This window comes from Rhizobium sullae, assembly GCF_025200715.1.
Classification (GTDB): domain Bacteria; phylum Pseudomonadota; class Alphaproteobacteria; order Rhizobiales; family Rhizobiaceae; genus Rhizobium; species Rhizobium sullae.
Window position 1 is genome coordinate 1,082,900 of the sequence record NZ_CP104143.1, and the last position, 19,537, is coordinate 1,102,436.

Annotated in this window: 18 protein-coding genes; 12 read left to right on the plus strand and 6 right to left on the minus strand. The window is 61.1% G+C overall.

What is annotated here, in order from left to right; all coding sequences use genetic code 11:
* The first annotated feature begins 26 nt into the window (after positions 1-26).
* The 5 genes from ftsZ to ligA all read left to right on the plus strand — a co-directional run bounded on the left by ftsZ (position 27) and on the right by ligA (position 8,188).
* Positions 27-1,727, plus strand: a complete 1,701-nt coding sequence (gene ftsZ, locus N2599_RS05370) for a cell division protein FtsZ (protein ID WP_027508743.1) — start codon at positions 27-29, stop codon at positions 1,725-1,727.
* A gap of 289 nt (positions 1,728-2,016) precedes the next feature.
* Positions 2,017-2,973, plus strand: a complete 957-nt coding sequence (gene lpxC, locus N2599_RS05375; RefSeq protein WP_027508744.1) for a UDP-3-O-acyl-N-acetylglucosamine deacetylase — start codon at positions 2,017-2,019, stop codon at positions 2,971-2,973.
* A gap of 265 nt (positions 2,974-3,238) precedes the next feature.
* Positions 3,239-4,108: an outer membrane protein assembly factor BamD gene (locus N2599_RS05380; RefSeq protein WP_027508745.1), complete on the plus strand. Its 870-nt coding sequence runs from the start codon at positions 3,239-3,241 to the stop codon at positions 4,106-4,108.
* 13 nt (positions 4,109-4,121) lie between these two features.
* Positions 4,122-5,795, plus strand: a complete 1,674-nt coding sequence (gene recN, locus N2599_RS05385) for a DNA repair protein RecN (protein ID WP_027508746.1) — start codon at positions 4,122-4,124, stop codon at positions 5,793-5,795.
* A gap of 236 nt (positions 5,796-6,031) precedes the next feature.
* Entirely contained in the window at positions 6,032-8,188 is a 2,157-nt protein-coding gene (gene ligA / locus N2599_RS05390) for an NAD-dependent DNA ligase LigA (RefSeq protein ID WP_027508747.1), read from the plus strand.
* A 17-nt stretch (positions 8,189-8,205) separates the two neighbouring features.
* Here ligA and N2599_RS05395 read toward each other — a convergent pair whose 3' ends face one another.
* Complete coding sequence (locus tag N2599_RS05395) at positions 8,206-8,742, minus strand: GNAT family N-acetyltransferase (protein ID WP_027508748.1); 537 nt, start codon at positions 8,740-8,742, stop codon at positions 8,206-8,208.
* A 265-nt stretch (positions 8,743-9,007) separates the two neighbouring features.
* Here N2599_RS05395 and N2599_RS05400 point away from each other — a divergent pair, with 265 nt between their 5' ends.
* Both N2599_RS05400 and N2599_RS05405 read left to right on the plus strand, forming a co-directional pair.
* Entirely contained in the window at positions 9,008-9,598 is a 591-nt protein-coding gene (locus tag N2599_RS05400) for a 3'-5' exonuclease (protein ID WP_027508749.1), read from the plus strand.
* Between the two features lie 66 nt (positions 9,599-9,664).
* Positions 9,665-10,159 carry a CreA family protein gene (locus N2599_RS05405; RefSeq protein WP_027508750.1) on the plus strand — a complete coding sequence of 165 codons (495 nt, stop codon included), beginning with the start codon at positions 9,665-9,667 and terminating at the stop codon, positions 10,157-10,159.
* Between the two features lie 51 nt (positions 10,160-10,210).
* On the opposite strand, the gene N2599_RS05410 is transcribed toward N2599_RS05405, so the two are convergent.
* Positions 10,211-10,681, minus strand: a complete 471-nt coding sequence (locus tag N2599_RS05410; RefSeq protein WP_027508751.1) for a chemotaxis protein CheW — start codon at positions 10,679-10,681, stop codon at positions 10,211-10,213.
* A 2-nt stretch (positions 10,682-10,683) separates the two neighbouring features.
* On the minus strand, positions 10,684-12,648 hold the full coding sequence (locus N2599_RS05415; protein WP_027508752.1) for a methyl-accepting chemotaxis protein: 1,965 nt from the start codon (positions 12,646-12,648) through the stop codon (positions 10,684-10,686).
* A 382-nt stretch (positions 12,649-13,030) separates the two neighbouring features.
* On the opposite strand from N2599_RS05415, the gene N2599_RS05420 reads away from it, so the two are divergent.
* The 3 genes from N2599_RS05420 to N2599_RS05430 are packed head-to-tail and all read left to right on the plus strand — an operon-like array spanning position 13,031 to position 15,664.
* Positions 13,031-13,636 (plus strand): SCO family protein, encoded by a 606-nt coding sequence (locus N2599_RS05420; protein ID WP_027508753.1) that lies wholly within the window; start codon positions 13,031-13,033, stop codon positions 13,634-13,636.
* A gap of 4 nt (positions 13,637-13,640) precedes the next feature.
* Positions 13,641-14,768: an FAD-dependent oxidoreductase gene (locus N2599_RS05425; RefSeq protein WP_027508754.1), complete on the plus strand. Its 1,128-nt coding sequence runs from the start codon at positions 13,641-13,643 to the stop codon at positions 14,766-14,768.
* Positions 14,769-14,785: 17 nt separating this feature from the next.
* Entirely contained in the window at positions 14,786-15,664 is an 879-nt protein-coding gene (locus N2599_RS05430; protein WP_027508755.1) for a 50S ribosomal protein L11 methyltransferase, read from the plus strand.
* Positions 15,665-15,822: 158 nt separating this feature from the next.
* Here N2599_RS05430 and N2599_RS05435 read toward each other — a convergent pair whose 3' ends face one another.
* Positions 15,823-15,996, minus strand: a complete 174-nt coding sequence (locus tag N2599_RS05435; RefSeq protein ID WP_165918524.1) for a hypothetical protein — start codon at positions 15,994-15,996, stop codon at positions 15,823-15,825.
* Between the two features lie 276 nt (positions 15,997-16,272).
* On the opposite strand from N2599_RS05435, the gene N2599_RS05440 reads away from it, so the two are divergent.
* Entirely contained in the window at positions 16,273-18,108 is a 1,836-nt protein-coding gene (locus N2599_RS05440) for an aminopeptidase P family protein (protein ID WP_027508756.1), read from the plus strand.
* Between the two features lie 19 nt (positions 18,109-18,127).
* Here N2599_RS05440 and N2599_RS05445 read toward each other — a convergent pair whose 3' ends face one another.
* Both N2599_RS05445 and N2599_RS05450 read right to left on the minus strand, forming a co-directional pair.
* Positions 18,128-18,436, minus strand: a complete 309-nt coding sequence (locus tag N2599_RS05445; RefSeq protein ID WP_027508757.1) for a branched-chain amino acid transport AzlD family protein — start codon at positions 18,434-18,436, stop codon at positions 18,128-18,130.
* A 1-nt stretch (position 18,437) separates the two neighbouring features.
* Positions 18,438-19,157, minus strand: a complete 720-nt coding sequence (locus N2599_RS05450) for an AzlC family ABC transporter permease (protein ID WP_027508758.1) — start codon at positions 19,155-19,157, stop codon at positions 18,438-18,440.
* A 129-nt stretch (positions 19,158-19,286) separates the two neighbouring features.
* Between N2599_RS05450 and N2599_RS05455 the strand changes: the two genes are divergently transcribed.
* A complete protein-coding gene (locus N2599_RS05455) occupies positions 19,287-19,535 on the plus strand; it encodes a DUF2164 domain-containing protein (RefSeq protein ID WP_027508759.1) in 249 nt (82 codons plus the stop codon).
* The last annotated feature ends 2 nt before the right edge of the window (positions 19,536-19,537 follow it).

Below are 19,537 nucleotides of genomic sequence, written 5' to 3' on the forward strand. Positions count from 1 at the left end.
GGCCATAGAGAGAAGGAACGGGTAACATGACTATCAAGCTGCAAAAGCCGGATATCACTGAGCTGAAGCCGCGTATCACCGTGTTCGGTGTCGGCGGCGGCGGCGGCAATGCTGTCAACAACATGATTTCTGCCGGTCTCCAGGGCGTCGACTTCGTCGTTGCCAATACGGACGCGCAGGCGCTGACCATGACGAAGGCCGAACGCATCATCCAGCTCGGCGCCAATGTCACCGAGGGTCTCGGTGCCGGTTCGCAGCCGGAAGTCGGCCGTGCAGCTGCCGAAGAGTGCATCGATGAGATCATCGATCACCTCAACGGCACGCATATGTGCTTTGTCACCGCCGGCATGGGCGGCGGCACGGGCACGGGGGCCGCGCCGGTCGTGGCACAGGCCGCCCGCAACAAGGGCATCCTGACTGTCGGCGTCGTCACCAAGCCGTTTCACTTCGAAGGCGGCCGACGGATGCGTCTTGCCGAATCCGGCATCGAGGAACTGCAGAAGTCGGTCGACACGCTGATCGTCATTCCGAACCAGAACCTCTTCCGCATCGCAAACGACAAGACGACCTTCGCCGACGCTTTCGCGATGGCCGACCAGGTTCTCTATTCGGGCGTTGCCTGCATCACCGACCTCATGGTGAAGGAAGGTCTCATCAACCTCGACTTCGCCGACGTCCGCTCGGTTATGCGCGAAATGGGCCGCGCGATGATGGGCACCGGCGAAGCATCCGGTCAGGGCCGCGCGATGCAGGCTGCCGAAGCTGCAATCGCCAACCCGCTGCTTGATGAAACCTCGATGAAGGGCGCTCAGGGCCTGCTGATCTCCATCACCGGCGGCCGCGACCTGACGCTCTTTGAAGTCGACGAGGCTGCGACCCGCATCCGCGAGGAAGTCGATCCGGATGCCAACATCATCCTCGGTGCGACCTTCGACGAATCGCTCGAAGGCATCATCCGCGTTTCCGTCGTTGCGACCGGCATCGACCGTGCGATGAACGAGGCTGCTGCCAAGAACTTCCAGCCTGCCGCCAAGCCGATGATCCGTCCTTCAGCGGCCGTTGCTCCGGCACCGGCCGCAGTTCAGCCTGCGCCAGTCATGCAGGCACCGAAGCCAGCCGATCCGGTCGCGCAGACCATCCGCATGGCGGAAGCCGAAATGGAACGCGAGCTCGAAATCCCGGCTCCGCGCCCTGCAGCTCCGCTTCAGCAGCCTGTTGCTCAAGACACGTTCCGTCCGCAGAGCCGCATCTTCGCAGCCGCTCAAGAGGCTCCGGCTGCTCGCCCGATGCAGCCTGCTCCGGCACCTGTCATGAGCCAGCCGGCGCCTCAGCCGGTCATGCAGCAGCAGCCGGTTCGCCAAGAACCTGCCATGCAGCAGCCGGTCCGCATGCCGAAGGTCGAGGACTTCCCGCCGGTCGTTCAGGCCGAGATGGACCACCGCGCCCAGCCGGCTGCGGCACAGGCGCAAGAGGAGCGCGGCCCGATGGGTCTGCTGAAGCGAATCACCAATTCGCTCGGCCGCCGCGAAGAGGAAGTTGCTCCCGAGATGACGGCAGCGCCTGCCGCCGCTTCGCAGCAGCGCCGCCCGCTTTCGCCTGAGGCGAGCCTTTATGCGCCTCGCCGCGGCAATCTCGACGACCAGGGCCGCAGTGTGCCGCAGGCCCGCATGATGCAGGAAGACGATCAGCTCGAGATTCCTGCGTTCCTGCGCCGCCAGTCGAATTGAGCGGACACAGAATCGCCACGCATGTGCCCGGGATCACAGTCCCGGGCGCTGCTGTTTCAAAGCGTCATATAAGTTGATGATTCCTAAATCATTTCAAGCGGATGGTTTCGTAACAAAACGAAACGAACAGTGATTTGGATTGGAGCCCTGCCGCACGTATGTATGACGTCATGGGACCGTGCCTTGCCGCCTTCATGGCGACAATTCGGCGGTGGGCAAGATAAGTTGGCGGTTTGATTTCGGTGCTTTTGGCGCTACGGACCGTAAAAGGTAATGAAGGCAGATTTTTATGGTTATTGGCATGCTTGGCTTCCAGACGACGGTTTCGCGCCCGGTGACGCTTTCGGGCACCGGCGTCCATTCCGGCGCGGAAGTCACTATCACTTTCAATCCGGCTGAAGTCGATACCGGCGTCGTTTTCCATCGTATGCATGAAGACGGCACCGTCACCGAACTGCGTGCCGTCTCCGCCCAGGTCGGCAACACCGATCTCTGCACTGTCCTCGGTTTTTCTTCCGTTCATTCGGTTGCGACGATCGAACATGTCATGGCAGCGCTCTATGCACTCGGCCTCGACAACGTCGTGATCGAGGTTCACGGCGCCGAAATGCCGATCATGGATGGCAGTTCTGCGCCCTTTATCGAGGCGATCGAGCAGGTTGGCCTCGTCTCGCTTGGCATCAAGCGCCGCTATATCCGCATCACCAAGCCGGTTCGCATCGAACATGGCGGCTCGTGGAGCGAATTCCGTCCGTATGACGGCACGCGCTTCGAAGTCGAGATTGATTTCGAATGCCCGCTGATCGGACGCCAGAAATGGGAAGGCAACCTGACGGCCGCGAACTTCAAGTCCGAACTGTCGCGCGCACGCACCTTCGGCTTCATGCGCGACGTGGAACGCCTCTGGGCCTCGGGTCATGCGCTGGGTTCGTCGCTTGAAAATTCTGTCGTCATCTCCGACGATAATACCGTCATCAACATCGAAGGCTTGCGCTACGCAAAGGACGAGTTCGTGCGTCACAAGGCGCTCGATGCGGTCGGCGACCTGGCGCTTGCCGGCGCTCCCTTCATCGGCTGCTATCGCTCCTACCGCGGTGGCCACAAGATGAATGCCAATGCTTTGAAGGCGCTGCTCAGCGACACAACTGCCTACGAAGTTGTCGAGACTTCTGCTGCGCGCCCGCGCGTTACACCCCGCGATTTCGTCGCTGTTAACGCTCCCGGATTCGCCCCCTGGTCGGCATGACCTCCACACCAAATTTCAGGCCAGGGCCGCCTCCTTCGGGAGGCGGTTTTTTTTAGTACTTCCGTAAGCCGATAACTGTTCTCCAACATATGCTTAGGAGCAACAGGTCCGATTAAAGTTAAAAACCGGGATATTCTGACGCTTGCTGCCACAAAAATGCGTTAATGGCTCATCATTGCGTTGCTCTCGCCACATATTTGTGGCTAGAAACGCCGGCGAGGTGTGGCTGCCGCAGGGTTGGGGTAGCGGCAGTTGGGATTCTTTTATGGGTTATGCAAGGTCTGAAGGTATGATGAAGACAGCGCGCGCTTTGCTCGCATCGCTCGTGATTTTGAGTGCAGGCGCCTTGGTTTCCGGTTGCCAATCGGACCCTGATATCGACATCACCAAGCTCGGCGTCAACAACGATCCGCCGGACGTCCTCTACAGTCAGGCGCTTGCCAACATGAAGGCAGGCAACATGGTCGAAGCCGCGCGCAAGTTCGACGCGATCGACCGCGAAAACCCGTTCTCCGAATGGGCGCGCAAGGCTCTCGTCATGAGCACCTTCGTGAAGTACCGCCAGGGCAAGATCGACGATGCTCTCGCTTCAGGCAACCGCTATATGGCGCAGTATCCGAAGTCCGAAGACGCGGCATACGTTCAGTACCTGATCGGTCTCAGCTATTCGAAGCAGATTTCCGACGTGACGCAGGATCAGCGGGCTTCCTCCAAGACCATCGAAGCCATGCAGGCCGTCATCGACAACTATCCCGACTCTGAATATGTCGACGACGCGCAGGCGAAGATCCGCTACGCCCGTGACCAGCTCGCCGGCAAGGAAATGCAGGTCGGCCGTTACTATCTCGAGCGCAAGGAATATCTTGCAGCCATCTCCCGCTTCCGTATCGTGGTCGAGAAGTATCCGAACACGAATCAGATCGAAGAAGCGCTGGCGCGCCTCGTCGAGGCCTATTACGCGATGGGTATCGTGGAAGAGGCGCAGACAGCAGCCGCTGTTCTCGGTCACAACTATCCGGATAGCCAGTGGTACGCCGATTCCTTCAAGCTGCTGCAGTCGGGCGGTGCAGAACCCCGGGAGAACAAGGGCTCCTGGATTTCCGCAGCCGGCAGGAAGCTGCTGCTCGGCTCGTGAGGCCTGACACGCAATGCTGATCCAGCTTTCGATCCGCGATATCGTTCTGATCGAGCGGCTGGATCTTGCCTTCGAAACCGGGCTCTCGGTTCTGACAGGCGAAACCGGTGCCGGCAAATCCATTCTCCTCGACAGTCTGTCGCTGGCGCTCGGTGGGCGCGGCGACGGCGACCTTGTGCGTCACGGCGAGGACAAGGGGCAAGTGACGGCCGTCTTCGACGTGCCGATGGACCACGGTGTCCGCCAACTTCTGCGCGAGAATAGCATCGACGACGAAGGCGACCTTATCTTCCGGCGGCAGCAATCGGCCGACGGACGCACCAAGGCCTATGTCAACGATCAGCCGGTGAGCGTGCAACTCATGCGCCAGGCCGGACAGATGCTGGTCGAAATCCACGGTCAGCACGATGACCGCGCGCTCGTCGACACGCATGCACACCGGCTTCTGCTCGATGCCTTCGCCGGCATCAACGAGGACGCGACCTCTGTCTCGGAGCTTTACCGCATCTGGCGCGACGCAGAGCGGACGCTGAAAAAGCATCGCGAAAAGGTGGAGAACGCAGCCCGCGAAGCCGACTATCTCCGGTCCTCCGTTGACGAGTTGGAAAAGCTCTCGCCGCAGGACGGCGAAGAGGAGGAGCTTGCTGATCGCCGCCAGAAGATGATGAAGGCGGAGCGTATTGCCGGCGACATCGCCGAAGCCTCCGAGTTTCTGAACGGCAATGCCTCTCCGGTGCCGCATATTGCCTCGCTCGTGCGCCGCCTGGAGCGAAAGAGCCACGAGGCGCCCGGACTGCTGGAAGACACCGTGGCGCTGCTTGATGCGGCTCTGGACCAGCTTTCCAACGCGCAGATGGAAGTGGAGGCGGCGCTTCGAAAGACGGAATACGATCCGAAGGAATTGGAGCGCGTCGAGGAGCGTCTCTTCGCACTCCGCGCCGCGTCCCGCAAATACTCCGTGCCTGTGACCGAGCTTCCGGCGCTTGCCGTGCGGATGATCACCGACCTTGCCGATCTCGATGCCGGCGAGGAGCGACTGGTGAAGCTCGAAGCAGAAGTCGGCGCGGCCAAGGCGAATTACGATGCCGCTGCCCGCTCGCTTTCAGACAAGCGTCACCATGCAGGCGAAGCGCTGGCTGCCGCGGTTATGGCGGAACTTCCGGCGCTGAAGCTGGAGCGCGCGCGCTTCATGGTCGAGATCGCGACCGATGCGGCAGACGCAACGGCCGAAGGCATCGATGTCGTCGAGTTTCACGTTCAGACCAACCCCGGCACGCGTCCAGGTTCAATCATGAAGGTGGCATCGGGTGGCGAGCTCTCGCGCTTCCTGCTCGCTTTGAAAGTGGCGCTTGCCGATCGCGGCTCGGCGCCGACGCTCGTCTTTGACGAAATCGATACCGGCGTCGGCGGTGCCGTTGCCGATGCGATCGGTCAGCGCCTGAAACGGCTTTCCGATCGCGTGCAGGTGCTCTCCGTCACCCACGCCCCTCAAGTGGCCGCACGGGCGGCAACGCATCTGCTCATTTCCAAGGGTCCGGTCTCCGACGGCTCCGAGAAGATCGCCACGCGTGTCGCGACAATGGCACACAAGGATCGCACCGAAGAAATCGCCCGCATGCTTGCCGGAGCTTCCGTGACGGAAGAGGCAAGGGCGGCTGCGGCTCGGCTGTTGGCAGGGAATGCTTGACCTCTCTTCTCCCCAACTGGGAGCCGAGCATAGCGAGGCGATGAGGGGGTCCGCGTCGCCAGACGCGAATGGCCGAAGCGGGAGCGCAGGACATCTTGCAACGCATCGCTCGTCGCCCCTTATCCGCCCTTCGGGCTCCTTCTCCCGCTGGGGAGAAGGGAGTTCCGGTTTTCCTGCTTCTTCCCAACGCCGATTTTTGCTCTAAAACGACTCCAGATTCTCTGGAGTGATCCCACATGCCGACCGAGTCCGTTGCCGTTGAAGACCTGACGATCGATGATGCCGCCACCGAGCTTGCGCGGCTGGCGAAAGAGGTCGCCCATCACGACGCGCTTTATCATGGCAAGGATCAGCCGGAGATTTCGGACGCGGACTATGACGCGCTGAAGCGGCGCAACGATGCGATCGAGGCGCGGTTTCCGGAACTGATCCGCGAAGACAGCCCGTCGCGCCGGGTGGGTGCTGCACCCTCCGTCACCTTTGCGCCGGTCGTCCACGCCCGCCCGATGCTGTCGCTCGACAACACGTTTTCGCAGGAGGATGTGCAGGATTTCGTCGCCGGTGTTTATCGCTTCCTGGGGCGCCTGCCGGACCAGTCGATCGCCTTTACCGCCGAACCGAAGATCGATGGGCTCTCCATGTCGATCCGTTACGAGAACGGCAGGCTGGTCACGGCCGCAACGCGCGGCGACGGCACGACGGGTGAGAATGTCACGGCCAATATCCGCACCATCAAGGAAATTCCGAATGAACTGCCCAAGGGCGTTCCCGCCGTCGTGGAAATACGCGGTGAGGTCTACATGGCGAAGAGCGATTTTATGGCGCTCAACAAGCAGATGGAGGCCGAGGGAAAGCAGACCTACGTCAACCCGCGCAACACGGCAGCCGGATCGCTGCGCCAGCTCGATGCGAAGGTGACCGCGAGCCGCAAGCTGAAATTCTTCGCCTATGCCTGGGGCGAGATGTCGGAGGTGCCGGCCAATACACAGTTCGACATGGTTCAGCTCTTCAGGGATTGGGGCTTCCCGGTCAATCCGCTGATGAAGCGGCTGAATTCCGTCGCCGATATTCTCACCCACTACGACGAGATCGGCCTGAAGCGCCCGGACCTCGACTACGACATCGACGGTGTCGTCTACAAAGTTGACAGCCTTGAACTCCAGCAGCGCCTCGGCTTCCGCTCGCGCAGCCCGCGCTGGGCGACCGCTCACAAGTTTCCGGCAGAACAGGCATTCACGACGGTCGAAAACATCGACATTCAGGTCGGCCGCACCGGCGCGTTGACGCCGGTCGCGCGGCTTACGCCCGTCACTGTCGGCGGCGTGATGGTGACCAACGCGACCCTCCACAACGAAGACTACATCAAGGGCCTAGGCAATTCCGGCGAGCCCATCCGCGACGAGGAGCACGATATCCGGATCGGCGATACGGTGATCGTGCAGCGGGCCGGCGACGTCATTCCGCAGGTACTCGATGTGGTGCTGGAAAAGCGGTCGACGGACGCGGTGCCTTACGCGTTTCCGAAGCGCTGCCCGGTCTGCGATTCGCATGCTGTGCGCGAAAGAAACGAGAAGACGGGAAAGCTCGATTCCGTTACGCGCTGCACCGGCGGCTTCGTGTGCCGCGCGCAGGCAACAGAGCATCTCAAGCACTTCGTCTCGCGCAACGCCTTTGACATCGAGGGCCTGGGTTCGAAGCAGATCGACTTCTTCTTCGAAAGCGAGGATGACGCGCTGAAGATCCGCACGGCGCCGGAAATCTTCACGCTGGAGCGGCGACAGCAGAATTCGTTGACGAAACTCGAAAATATCGAAGGTTTCGGCAAGGTCAGCGTCGGTAAGCTCTATGCGGCGATCAACGAACGGCGCAGCATCGCGCTTCACCGCTTCATCTACGCGCTCGGCATCCGCCATGTCGGCGAGACAACGGCAAAGCTGCTGGCGCGCTCCTACGGCACTTATGAGGCTTTTGCCTCGGCGATGAAGGAGGCCGCGCCACTTTCCGGCGACGCCTGGAACGACCTGAACTCCATCGAAGGAATCGGCGAGATCGTCGCTCGCGCCATCGTGGAGTTCTACAAGGAGCCGCGCAACGTTGAGGTGATCTCGGCTCTGCTTTCGGAAGTGACGCCGCAGGAGGCGGAGCAGCCGGTCACCTCCGGGAGTCCGGTTGCCGGCAAGACGGTTGTCTTCACCGGCTCGCTGGAGAAGTTCACCCGCGACGAGGCCAAAGCCAAAGCGGAGAGCCTCGGCGCAAAGGTGGCAGGCTCGGTCTCCAAGAACACCGATATCGTCGTAGCCGGACCAGGCGCGGGCTCGAAGCTCGACAAGGCACGCGAACTCGGCGTCCAGACCATGGACGAGGACGGGTGGCTGGCGCTCATCGGTCGTTGAAGCGCTAGCCTCATTCGCTAAAGGCGAACCCGCGCCATCGCGTAAGCGTCGACATAATCCCCGGCACGAAAAGCGAAGGCTTTCAGCAGGCCTTCCTCTTCGAAGCCGAATTTCCGGTAGAGCGCGATAGCGGCGGCGTTGTCGGTATAGACCGTCAATTCCAGGCGCTTCAGGTTCAGCCAGTTGTCGGCCGTATCGATGAGCTCAGCGAGCAGGGCGCCGCCGATGCCTTTGCCGGCGAAATCGTCATGCACGCCCATGCCGAGGCTTGCCACATGGCTGCGCCGTCCGTGATAGCGCGTCATGCCTGCGTCGCCGACAACTTGGCCATTCAACTCGGCGACGAGGCTGACATGGCCGGGGCCGGCGTTTTCGAAGCGTTTGCGCGTTTCCTCGACGGTTTGATAGGGCAGGCGCAGCGTGCCGAAGCGGAAGCCGGGTAGGTTGATGAGCGCCGTCACCGCCTCGATATCGGAGGCGCGCAGTGCGCGAATGGTCAAGCCTGCCATCGCCGGCGGGCGTTCGAATGGATTGTTTTCTGGCGCTTTCAAAATGCTCTCCTTGAATTTGAAGGAGGAGAGCAGACTTCGAAAACCTTGCTCACCTCGGCAGGGTTTTCGGGAGTGATCGGACGGCTAACGTGCCAATGCTGCCCCGCACCCTGCATGGGTCGTGGTCATATGCATGGTCGTAAGAATGACGCTCGTTCCGATCATCCGCAAAAAGTCGTTGATCCTTTCCGGAAAGTCAACCTGCGGCATTTGCGTGGCTGCACCGGCGGGTTAAGCCTGTCGTGGACAGCAGAATCGCGGAGCAGCCTTGAAGACCATCGCCATCGATTTCGAAACGGCCAATGAGCAGCGCGGCAGCGCCTGTTCGGTCGGCCTTGCCTGGATCGAGGAGGGCAGGGTCACTCGTGTCGAGGAGCGGCTGATCCGACCGAAGGATATGCGTTTTTCCGGCATGAATATCGCAATCCACGGCATCCGGCCTGAGCATGTGGAAGATGCGCCGGAATTTCCGGAAGTCATGGACGAGTTCCACGATGATTTTCAGGGCGCGACGATGATCGCGCACAATGCCGCCTTCGATTTCAGCGTCTGGCGCGCTTCGCTCGATCTTTATCGCCAGTCCTATCCGGAACTCACCTATCTCTGCAGCCTCAAGATGGCACAGCGCATCTGGCCACAGTTCCTGTCGCACAGATTGAACGTGATTGCTGAGCATCTCGGCCTGCGTTTTTCCCACCACAATGCCGCGGAGGACGCTGCCGTCTGCGCGCGTGCGGCGATCGAGATGGCGAGGGCGGTCAAGGCGGCCGCCGTGCATGCCATTCCCGCGGCGATTGGCATGAAGCCCGGCAGGCTCACCGCAAGCGGCTACGAGCCCTGCACTTGCCGAAAGGCATAGTTCGCGCTTTCTTGTTTTGACGGCGGCCATACTTATCTAGTGAAGCGGATTATTCAGGGAGCCGCGATGTCCTCGTTGCATAAGTTTGTTCTTTCCGCCGCTTCGGTTGCCGCGCTTGGCGCCGGTGTCGCGTCTGCCGAAGTCGTCGGCAAGGTCGGGGTCGACTGGATCGGCAACGATGTCATCGTCGATGCGATCCCTGATCCGGAGGTGAAGGGCGTGACGTGCCATGTCACCTATTTCGACCGCAGCATCATCGACCGGGTGAAGAACGGCAATTGGTTCGAGGACCCCTCGAACAATTCGATCGCGTGCCGTCAGACGGGACCGATCGAAATCGGCGACATCAATCTCTCGAAAGACGGCGACGAGGTGTTCAAAGCGGGCATGTCGCTCATCTGGAAGAAGCTGGTCGTCAATCGCATCTACGACAAGACCAATGACACGCTGATCTATCTCGCCCATTCCCGCGAACTGACCGATGGCTCGGCGAAGATGTCGATCTCGACGATCCCGCTTTATGGCCAGAACGTCACCTGGAAGAACGGCAAGCCGCAATGAAAAAGAGGCCTGGTTTTCGCCGGGCCCTTTCGATTCCGATAGTGCCGGAGTTCAGGCGGCTTCGCGTGCCAGTTCGTCGGCGATGACCGTGTCGAGGTTGAGGAAACAGACCATGGTCTTTTCCCGTGCCACGATGCCGCGGCAGAAGGCGCGCTGGGCTTCCGGAATGATTTCCGGCGGCGGCTGCAGGTCTTCGCTTTTGATGGTCATCATGTCCGAAACCTGTTCGACCAGGAGACCAACCAGCTTGCCGGCGATGTCGGTGACGATGATCGCGGAGCGTTCCGACGGCTCCGTCATCTTCATGCCGAGGCGGCAGGCCATGTCGATGACCGGGATCACCGCGCCGCGAAGGTTGATGAGGCCGAGTACGTAGGGCGGCGTATGCGGCATCGGGGTGACCGGCGCCCATCCGCGGATTTCGCGGATCGCCATGATGTCGATGCAGAATTCCTGTTCCGCGAGATGAAAGGAAACGATTTCGAGGTGGGAACCGGCCTGTGTGATAACGGCGCTTGTCATGATCAGAATTCTTCCCAGTTGTCTCTGGCCGAAGCGGCCACGGCTTTGGCGGCGGCGCCGCCACTGAATGCGCCCGCGACCTTGCCGATCAGGCTCCGTGCGGGTGAGGGTTTCGGATGCGAGGCGGCGGTTGCTTCTCGCGGCGCGTGACGGGCATTCATGCCCTCGCCGGTCTTGAACTGTCCAACGAGCCGGATCAGATTTTCGGCGTCGGCGGCAAGCGTGTGGCTCGCGGCGTTCGTCTCTTCGACCATGGCCGCATTCTTCTGCGTGGCCTGGTCCATCTGGCTGATGGCCGCATTGATTTCGTTCAGTCCAACGGATTGTTCGCGCGCAGAGGTTACGATTGACTTAACGTGCTCGTCGATGCGCAAAACATCTTCGCCGATCTCGCGCAGCGCTTCGCCGGCTTTGGTCACGAGTTCTCCGCCTGTCTTTACTTCGGCGCCCGATTTGGAGATCAAGGCCTTGATATCCTTGGCCGCGCCCGCTGCGCGCCCGGCAAGTTCGCGCACTTCCTGTGCGACGACCGCAAAGCCCTTTCCGGCTTCGCCGGCGCGGGCTGCTTCGACACCGGCGTTCAGCGCCAGGAGGTTGGTCTGGAATGCGATCTCGTCGATCACGTTGATGATAGTGCCGATTTCGCGTGAGGCGCCTTCGATTCGCTCCATCGCCGTCATCGCGTCGGTGACGACGATATCGGACTTGGCCGTGTTTTGGCGGGTATGAGTGACCATCTGGCCGACTTCCTCGGCGCGGTTCGTGGCGCTGCGCACGGTCGCTGTGATCTGATCGAGGGCTGCCGAAGTCTCTTCCAAAGATGCCGCCTGCTGCTCGGTGCGTTTGGCGAGATCGGCGGCGGCCGCGCGCATCTGCTTGCTGTTGGCCTGGATCGAAGTGGTGTTCTGCGCGATGTCGGCCATCGCCTTGCGAAGGATCGCCGTCGTCTGGTTGAAGTCGCTGCGCAAGCGCTCCAGCTCCGGTTTGAACGGCTGGTCGATGGCGATCGTCACATCGCCGGCGGCGAGCCGGTTCAAACCCTGGCCAAGGGCGTCGACCGCAGCGTTCAGAGCCTCGACATCGGCAAGCTTTGCCGCCTCCTGCTTGCTCCGTTCCGCATCGCTCTGGCGCCGTTCGCTTTCGGTCTGCGTCTCAAGGTTCATCTTGTCGATGGCTGCGAGACGGAAGCTTTCGGTTGCCCGCGCCATCTCGCCGATCTCGTCACCGCGTTCGGTCGCAGGCACGGCCTCGTGCAGATTGCCGCTCATGATGCGCTGCATGCTCTGGCGCACGGCTTCGATGCCCCGGCGGATCGAGCCTCCATGGATATATTGCAGGATCGTCATCGTGATGATCGCGAAAACACAAAGACCGACCTCGATGAGGAGCGAATCCCGCGAAATCGCGTTGGCTTCGTCGACGCGGCGCTGCGCCACAGCGGTGCCGTTCTGCGCCAGCTTGTCGAGCGTTGCCGCGAGCTTCTCGCCGCCGCCGTCGATGGCGTCGTCCAACTTGCCGAATGTCTCGTCGTCCGCGGCGCCTTCCACGGCGGCCTTCAGATCGACGGTGACTGCCTGCTGCAAGGCCGATACGTCCGAATCGTAACTTGCCAGGAGATCACCTGCCTGCAGTTCCTGCGCAAGCAGGTCCATTTCCTTCGAGCCGCTGGCAAGCTGTTCCAGTGATTTCGACATCAACATCACGCGTTCAGGTTGGATATTTTTATCGCCGCGGTCGACGATCGTATCCATGGCCGCGAGAACGAGCGTCAGATTTGCAATGCGCATCTGGTTGATGCAGTCGACGCTCTGCTGGATGCTGGTTGCTCGATCCAGCGCACTCTCGACACGGGCGCCTTCAAACCAGCTGACAGCGAGCATCGAGCTGAAACCGAGGAGGGCGGCGCCTGCGAGCGTCCACAGTCTCTGGTTCACCGAAAGGGTCTTGCGTATTGTCGCATTCGTCATAAAAAAATCGTCCTGCCTCAGATGCCGGATTGAAGTATTCGTGCAGTTGCATGCAAACACCCGTGTCTGACGACACGCCATAGACATCATGTCGGAGCGGCGCGGAGGGCGCCGGACGCCCTATAAAATATAGGGTTGACCGCTTAAGTCTTTGCTAACGATATGTTTCTTGCCTGCATCTTCCTGCTGGCCGGTCAAGTATTTGAAGTAACAAGCTTTTCTCTTAAGATCGATCACCGGCGCTATCATTTCTGCGCATGCCGGGTGAGGCAATTAATCACGGGAGAGAAAACGGGATGTTGAATTGCGTGCGCTCCGCAGAAGAGGTATCAGGCGCGCAGTCGCGGGCTGCGCCGTCCGCTTGCTTTCAGGGGTCGTAGACATGAAGAATTTCCGTGTCGCCGTTTGGGTTGCCGTCATCATTGTCGCGGCCGTGCTCGGCTTCCTGACGCTGAACATCACGAAGACGAGGGATATTCCGCTCGCCGAGGGGCCGTTCGGCGTTCCGTTCACGCTCGTTGCGCAAAACGGCCAGCCGATCACCGAGCAGGCGCTTCGCGGCAAGCCGAGCGCCGTCTTCTTCGGCTTCACGCATTGCCCCGAGGTTTGCCCCACGACACTCTTCGAACTCAATGGCTGGATGGAGAAAGTCGATCCGGCGGGCGACAAGCTGCAGGCCTATTTCGTCACCGTCGATCCGGAGCGCGATACGCCGGAAATCATGAACCAGTACGTCTCGAACGTTTCGAAGCGCATCACCGGCATCTCCGGTCCGCCGGAGAAGGTCGCCGACGTCGTCAAGGGCTTTCGCGTCTACGCCAAGAAGGTGCCGGTCGACGAGAAGGATCCGAATGGCGATTACACGATGGACCACACCGCATCGGTCTTCCTCTTTGATTCCGAGGGCCGTTTTGCCGGCACGATCGCCTATGGCGAAAACCCGGACACGGCAGTAAAGAAGCTGGAGAATTTGATCAGCAAGGGATGAAACCATGGGGGCCGGGCATCGCAGCATCCTGATCGCCGGTGCCGGCGCGACGGGTCTTGCGGCAGCGGTGGAACTTGCCCGGCGAGGCTTTCGTCCACGTATCATAGACAGCGATGCAGGCCCGGTGCCGCTGACCGAGAGCCGGGCGCTCGGCATCAATGCCCGCACGCTCACCTTGCTTTCGCCCTCCCGTGTCGCAGACACGATCCTGCAGGAAGGCCATAGGATCGACCGCTTTCGGGTGCGGTCAGGCGGGAAAGGGCTTTTCGAGATCGATCCTTCCAAAATCGGCGGCCGCTTTCCGGCCATCCAGGCGCTTGCGCAGGGCCATACGGAACGGCTGCTGCTCGGCAAGCTTTCCGACTATGAAGTCGAGCCGGAGTGGCAGACCGTGCTTGAAAGCGTCAGCGGCACGATGGACAAGCCGCATGTGACGCTGCGCCGCGCGGACGGCTCCCGCGAGGAACTCGACCCCGACATCCTGATCGGCGCGGATGGTGCGCACTCGGCCGTGCGCAAGGCTGCAGGTTTCGACTTTCCGGGCGACGCTCTCGAAGAGTCCTTCCATCTTGCGGACTATCGCTATCCGCAGCCGATCGACGCACATTACGTCGAGATCAGCCTGTTCAATCCCGGCATGGTCGGCAGGATTCCGGTTTCCCGCGATACGGTGCGATACATCTCGACGCTTCCGGATTTCGAGAGCCATATCGAGCATCCGGTGCCCGGCGGCGAATTGGTGTGGGCTGCGAATTTCCGCATCCATTTCCGGCATGTCGAGCGCATGTCAAAGGGTAACGTCTTTCTCGCCGGCGATGCGGCGCATATCCATTCGCCGGCTGGTGCCCGCGGCATGAATCTCGGCATCGAGGATGCCTGCTGGCTCGCCTATCTGATTTCGGAAGGCCGGGAACAGGATTATTCGGGCCTTCGGATGCCGGCGGTCAAAATGGTGCTGAAGCAGACCTATGGGCTGACGAGGCTGGTGACCATGCATCATCCGGTTGCGACCGGCCTTCGCAATTTTTTCGCACCGCTGCTGATCCGCATCCCGGGAATTACCCGGCGGATACTGCGCAGCGTTGCCGGTTATGATACGCCGCCGCCAGTCTGGATCGACGACGCGCAATAAGAATAGGAAAAGTTCGAGTGAGTGAAATTCGCCTGTATGTGACGACGACCGAAAAGAAGGCCGGGCAAGTCCTTGATCTTCTGACCGAGGTCTTCGGTGAAGAGGATATCGCGATCGCGACGACCGAGATCGATGAGAAGAAGGACATCTGGGAAGCCTCCATCTACATGATGCGGGAGGACGAAAACGCGGTTCGCCTTCGCGTCGAGGAGGCGCTGAAGGTGCCGTTTCCGGACCTGAAGGTCGCGCGCGAAGTCATTCCCGATATCGATTGGGTGGCGAAATCCCTTGAAGGTCTGAAGCCGGTGCGGGCGGGGCGCTTTCTCGTGCATGGTTCGCATGACCGCGCCAAGGTCCGCCCCGGCGATATCGGAATCGAGATCGATGCGGGGCAAGCCTTCGGCACCGGCCATCACGGCACGACGGCCGGCTGCCTGGAGGTGATCGACAGCGTGTTGCGTTCGCGGCCGGTCGGTAATGCGTTGGACCTCGGGACGGGCAGCGGCGTATTGGCGATTGCGGTGCGCAAGCTCAAGAATATCCCGGTTCTCGCGACCGATATCGATCCGATCGCGACGCGTGTCGCAGCCGAGAACGTGCGGCGGAACGGCATTGCCTCCGGGATCATTGCGAAGACTGCGCCAGGCTTTCATTCGACGGCCTTTGCGGAATACGGGCCGTTCGACCTCATCATCGCCAATATTCTGGCGCGGCCGCTGATCAAGATGGCGCCGAAGCTGGCCGAGCATCTGGCGCCATCCGGCTCGGTGATCCTGTCAGGTATCCTCGCAGAACAGCGCTGGAAGGTGCTTTCGGCCTATAATGGCGCAAAGCTCCGCCACGTCCGCACCATCTGGCGAAACGGCTGGGTGACGATCCATCTCGATCGTCCGTAAGCTATCGGCAAAAAAAGAAGGCGGTGCCAAACGGCACCGCCTTCGACCGTTAAAACGGCCATGCCCGCGAGCTCGAAGGAGGAGGAGCGCTCGAGCGGGCTCTACAGTTCTGATTGCCGGTCCGTTGAGGGAGGAGGAGAAACGAAGCGGCAAATAGCTCAGAACGCGTAGCTGGGTACACCCTTGTGGTGCGTAACCTTGTGGCCCGTGCCGAGCATCTTGAGGCTATCCCCATTGAGCGGACGGCGGGCACCGATGACATGATGCACAGTCTGGCGTTCGCCAGCCTGCACCGGGCTGCTGTAAGCGAAGCGCGACAGAGAGGCAGTCATTTTCATTTCCTTTTCGTTGCAGGCTCGTTTCCGAACCCGTTTGATGCGCCGTATATAGCTATTCCCAAATCCTTAGGCAGAGGGTTTCGCTCATGGGAGCCATGCGTTGAACGCATAAAGCGTGCCAGTTTCGATTCTACTGTCACATTTCTGCCAAAATATTGAGCGGCCTGACCTGGGGCAAAGTGGCTGGTTTTTCTCCACTTGCCCTGATTTTTCGATAACATGGGCCGCACGCTTGTCGGCGGATTCGGATATAGCCATTGGGTTTTCAGCATGTTCCAGTCTTTTGAAGTCACCTCCACGCCACAATTCGGCCGCGATCGGGTTGGGCAACTGCGCGCAAGTTTCGATGGGCTTGGCATTGATGCCTTCCTCGTGCCGCGTGCCGATGAGTACAACGGCGAATATGTGCCGGCATGCGCGGAGCGCCTGTCTTGGCTCACCGGCTTCACCGGATCGGCGGGCATTGCGCTCATCGCCCATAGCCAGGCGATCATTTTCGTCGATGGCCGCTATGTGACGCAGCTCGCCGAGCAGGTCGACGGCTCGGTCTTTACCGGCGGCGATCTCGTCAACGAGCCACCGCATGTCTGGATACCCAAGAACGGCAAGCAGGGCATGCGGCTCGGCATCGATCCGTGGCTGCATTCCGGTGCCGACGTGCGCCGTCTTGAAAAGGCGCTTGCCGAGATCGGCGGCACATTGGTGATGCTGCCGCACAATCCGCTCGACAGGCTCTGGACGGATCGCCCGGCCGAACCGCTCGGCGCTGTGGTCATCCAGAATGTCGCTCAGGCCGGCATGCTGGCGAAGGACAAGATCGCGACGGTTGCCGCCGATCTCGCCAAGAAGAATGCCGCAGCCGTGCTGATTGCCGACCCGTCGTCGATCGCATGGATCTTCAACATTCGCGGTGCTGACGTTCCGCATACGCCGCATCCGCTGGCTCGCGCCATCATCCACGCCGACGGCAAGGCGGAACTGTTCCTCGACAAGCGCAAGACCGGCATCGAGCCGGAGGCCTATCTTGCGCAGATATGCGTGCAGCTGCCGCCATCTTCGCTCGACGAGCGGCTCGCTGCCGTGTCAAAGGATGGCGGCAGGGTGATGATCGATCCGGATATCGCTTCCTATGCGCTTGCCGACATCATCCGCAAGGCGGGCGGCGAGGTGGTGGAGGGCGCCGATCCCGCCAAGCTGCCGCGGGCGGTGAAGAACAGCGTCGAGCTCAACGGCTCGGCAGCGGCGCACCTGCAAGACGGTGCGGCCATGGTCGAGTTCCTTTACTGGCTATCGCAGGAAAAGCCGGGCACGGTGACGGAAATTGCCGCGGCCGAGAAGCTGGAGGCCGTGCGTGCCGGCGTCGGCCAGAACATGCAGAACCCCCTCAAGGATATCTCCTTCGACACGATTTCCGGGGCCGGCGAGCATGCCGCGATCATGCATTACCGCGTGACAGTCGATACCAACCGGACGATCAATGCCGGGGAGCTTTTCCTCATCGATTCCGGCGCGCAATACATCAATGGTACCACGGATATCACCCGCACCGTTGGCATCGGGGCGGTTTCGGAGGAGCAGAAGCGCTTCTTCACGCTGGTGTTGAAGGGCGTGATCCAGATCAGCACGGTGCGCTTTCCGAAGGGCACGCGCGGCTGCGATCTCGATCCGCTGGCGCGCATCGCGCTCTGGCGGGCAGGCGTCGACTTCGGGCATGGGACCGGCCACGGCGTCGGCTCCTATCTTTCGGTGCACGAGGGGCCGCAACGCATTTCGAGGATTTCGACGCAGGAACTGCTGCCCGGCATGATCCTTTCCAACGAACCGGGCTATTACCGGCCGGGCAGCTTCGGCATCCGCATCGAGAACCTGATCTATGTGCGGGAGGCGGAGGACATCGAAGGCGGCGACATGCCGATGCTCGGCTTCGAGACGCTGACCTTCTGCCCGATCGACCGCACCATCGTCATCCCCGAATTGCTGACGCATGACGAGCTGCACTGGTTCAACGACTACCACGCCCGCACCCGCGAGGCGTTGATGCCGCTGATCCACGACAAGGACGTCAAGGCGTGGCTGGAGAATGCGACGCTGCCGCTGAAATATTGAGGTTCAAGTGCCGCGCGGCCTAGAATCCGATCGTGCGGCGCCAAGCCATGACGATGAGCCAGGCCGCGACCAGCATCCAGGTATGTGATACCTTGAGGCCGACGATGAGAGCGACGACAAGCGCCAGCTTGGCATCCCAGCCGCCGTCGAAGAAGGCCGGCGCGACGATGGTCGTCAGCACGGCGGCAGGGACGGCGTTGAGGGCTGCCTCCATGCGCGGAGGGATGCGTTTCATCGTGGTGATGAGCACATAGCCGCCAATGCGCGTCACATAAGTCGCAACAGCCGATGCGAGGATCACGAGGACCATCTGGAGATCGAATTCCATGTCAGACCTCGTGCGGTTCGTTTTCGGGTTCGGGCTTGTGGACGGCAGGCAGCGGCATCAGCGCAGCCAGGATGATGCCGGCCGCAGCCCCCAGGCTGACATGCCAGGGCGAGCCGACATAGTGATAGGCGATCGCCGAGGCGACGGCGCTGACAAGGGCGACGGGCAGGAAGTTGTCGCGGTTGCGGAACCCGAGCACGATGCCGAGGAAATAGGCGGGCAGCAGGATATCGAGGCCGAGCGCCTTCGGGTCGCCGATGAAGCTGCCGAGCAGCCCGCCGAGGAGGCTGATCAGCACCCAGGGCACGTAGATGATGATTCCGAAGCCGAGATACCAGATGAAGGTGACCGGCTTTCCCTCCTCGCCGCGTTTCGCCATTGCAGCGAACTGCGGATCGACGAGCAGGAAGAAGGTGAAGAACTTCTGCAGCGGCGTGAACTCGCGGACGTAGCGCGCAATCGCCGCCGAATAGAGGACATGGCGGAAGTTGACGGCGAGGATGGAGGCGACGATCAGCCAGGCCTGGACGTTGTGGCCGAAAAGCTCGATGCCGACCATCTGGCTCGCACCCGCGTAGACCGTGGCGCTCATCAGCGTCAGTTCGCCGAGCGACATGCCGTTATCCACGGCAAGCGCGCCGAATAGGGCGCCGAAAGGCGCGGCCGCCACAGCGACGGCAAAGCCGCCCCGCAAACCCTCGGCAAAATCCGCCCGACTCATCGGCACGTGTCCTTCTTCAAAACGACCCTGCTCTATGTGCCCAGCGCCTTGGCCGCAATCGAATTTCCTTGATCGACCGATCGATTTCGCTGAACCGTGGGAACCTCAGACAATGGCGGGAGACGAGCGATGAAGCCGATAGACTTTTCCAAGGAAGACAAGGCGGCGCTGATTGCGCGCATCCAGCACTTCTTCGACAAGGAACTGGATCAGCCCATCGGGCTGCTCAAGGCGGAACTGGTCCTCGATTTCTTCGCCAAGGAGATCGGCGCCGCCTATTACAAACAGGGCCTGCAGGATGCGCATGCTGCATTTCTTAAGCGCGCCGACGACCTTGCGGACGATATCTACGGGCTGGAGCAGGCGGCGCGGGACTGAGC

Bases quoted from the DNA above. Each gene is read 5' to 3' on its own strand.
- N2599_RS05425 (WP_027508754.1), top strand. From the start codon at position 13,641: ATGGGGGCCGGGCATCGCAGCATCCTGATCGCCGGTGCCGGCGCGACG.
- lpxC (WP_027508744.1), top strand. From the start codon at position 2,017: ATGGTTATTGGCATGCTTGGCTTCCAGACGACGGTTTCGCGCCCGGTG.
- N2599_RS05420 (WP_027508753.1), top strand. From the start codon at position 13,031: ATGAAGAATTTCCGTGTCGCCGTTTGGGTTGCCGTCATCATTGTCGCG.
- N2599_RS05405 (WP_027508750.1), top strand. From the start codon at position 9,665: ATGTCCTCGTTGCATAAGTTTGTTCTTTCCGCCGCTTCGGTTGCCGCG.
- N2599_RS05415 (WP_027508752.1), bottom strand. From the start codon at position 12,648: ATGACGAATGCGACAATACGCAAGACCCTTTCGGTGAACCAGAGACTG.
- recN (WP_027508746.1), top strand. From the start codon at position 4,122: ATGCTGATCCAGCTTTCGATCCGCGATATCGTTCTGATCGAGCGGCTG.
- N2599_RS05450 (WP_027508758.1), bottom strand. From the start codon at position 19,157: ATGAGTCGGGCGGATTTTGCCGAGGGTTTGCGGGGCGGCTTTGCCGTC.
- ftsZ (WP_027508743.1), top strand. From the start codon at position 27: ATGACTATCAAGCTGCAAAAGCCGGATATCACTGAGCTGAAGCCGCGT.
- N2599_RS05455 (WP_027508759.1), top strand. From the start codon at position 19,287: ATGAAGCCGATAGACTTTTCCAAGGAAGACAAGGCGGCGCTGATTGCG.
- N2599_RS05440 (WP_027508756.1), top strand. From the start codon at position 16,273: ATGTTCCAGTCTTTTGAAGTCACCTCCACGCCACAATTCGGCCGCGAT.
- N2599_RS05445 (WP_027508757.1), bottom strand. From the start codon at position 18,436: ATGGAATTCGATCTCCAGATGGTCCTCGTGATCCTCGCATCGGCTGTT.
- N2599_RS05410 (WP_027508751.1), bottom strand. From the start codon at position 10,681: ATGACAAGCGCCGTTATCACACAGGCCGGTTCCCACCTCGAAATCGTT.
- N2599_RS05380 (WP_027508745.1), top strand. From the start codon at position 3,239: ATGGGTTATGCAAGGTCTGAAGGTATGATGAAGACAGCGCGCGCTTTG.
- ligA (WP_027508747.1), top strand. From the start codon at position 6,032: ATGCCGACCGAGTCCGTTGCCGTTGAAGACCTGACGATCGATGATGCC.
- N2599_RS05435 (WP_165918524.1), bottom strand. From the start codon at position 15,996: ATGACTGCCTCTCTGTCGCGCTTCGCTTACAGCAGCCCGGTGCAGGCT.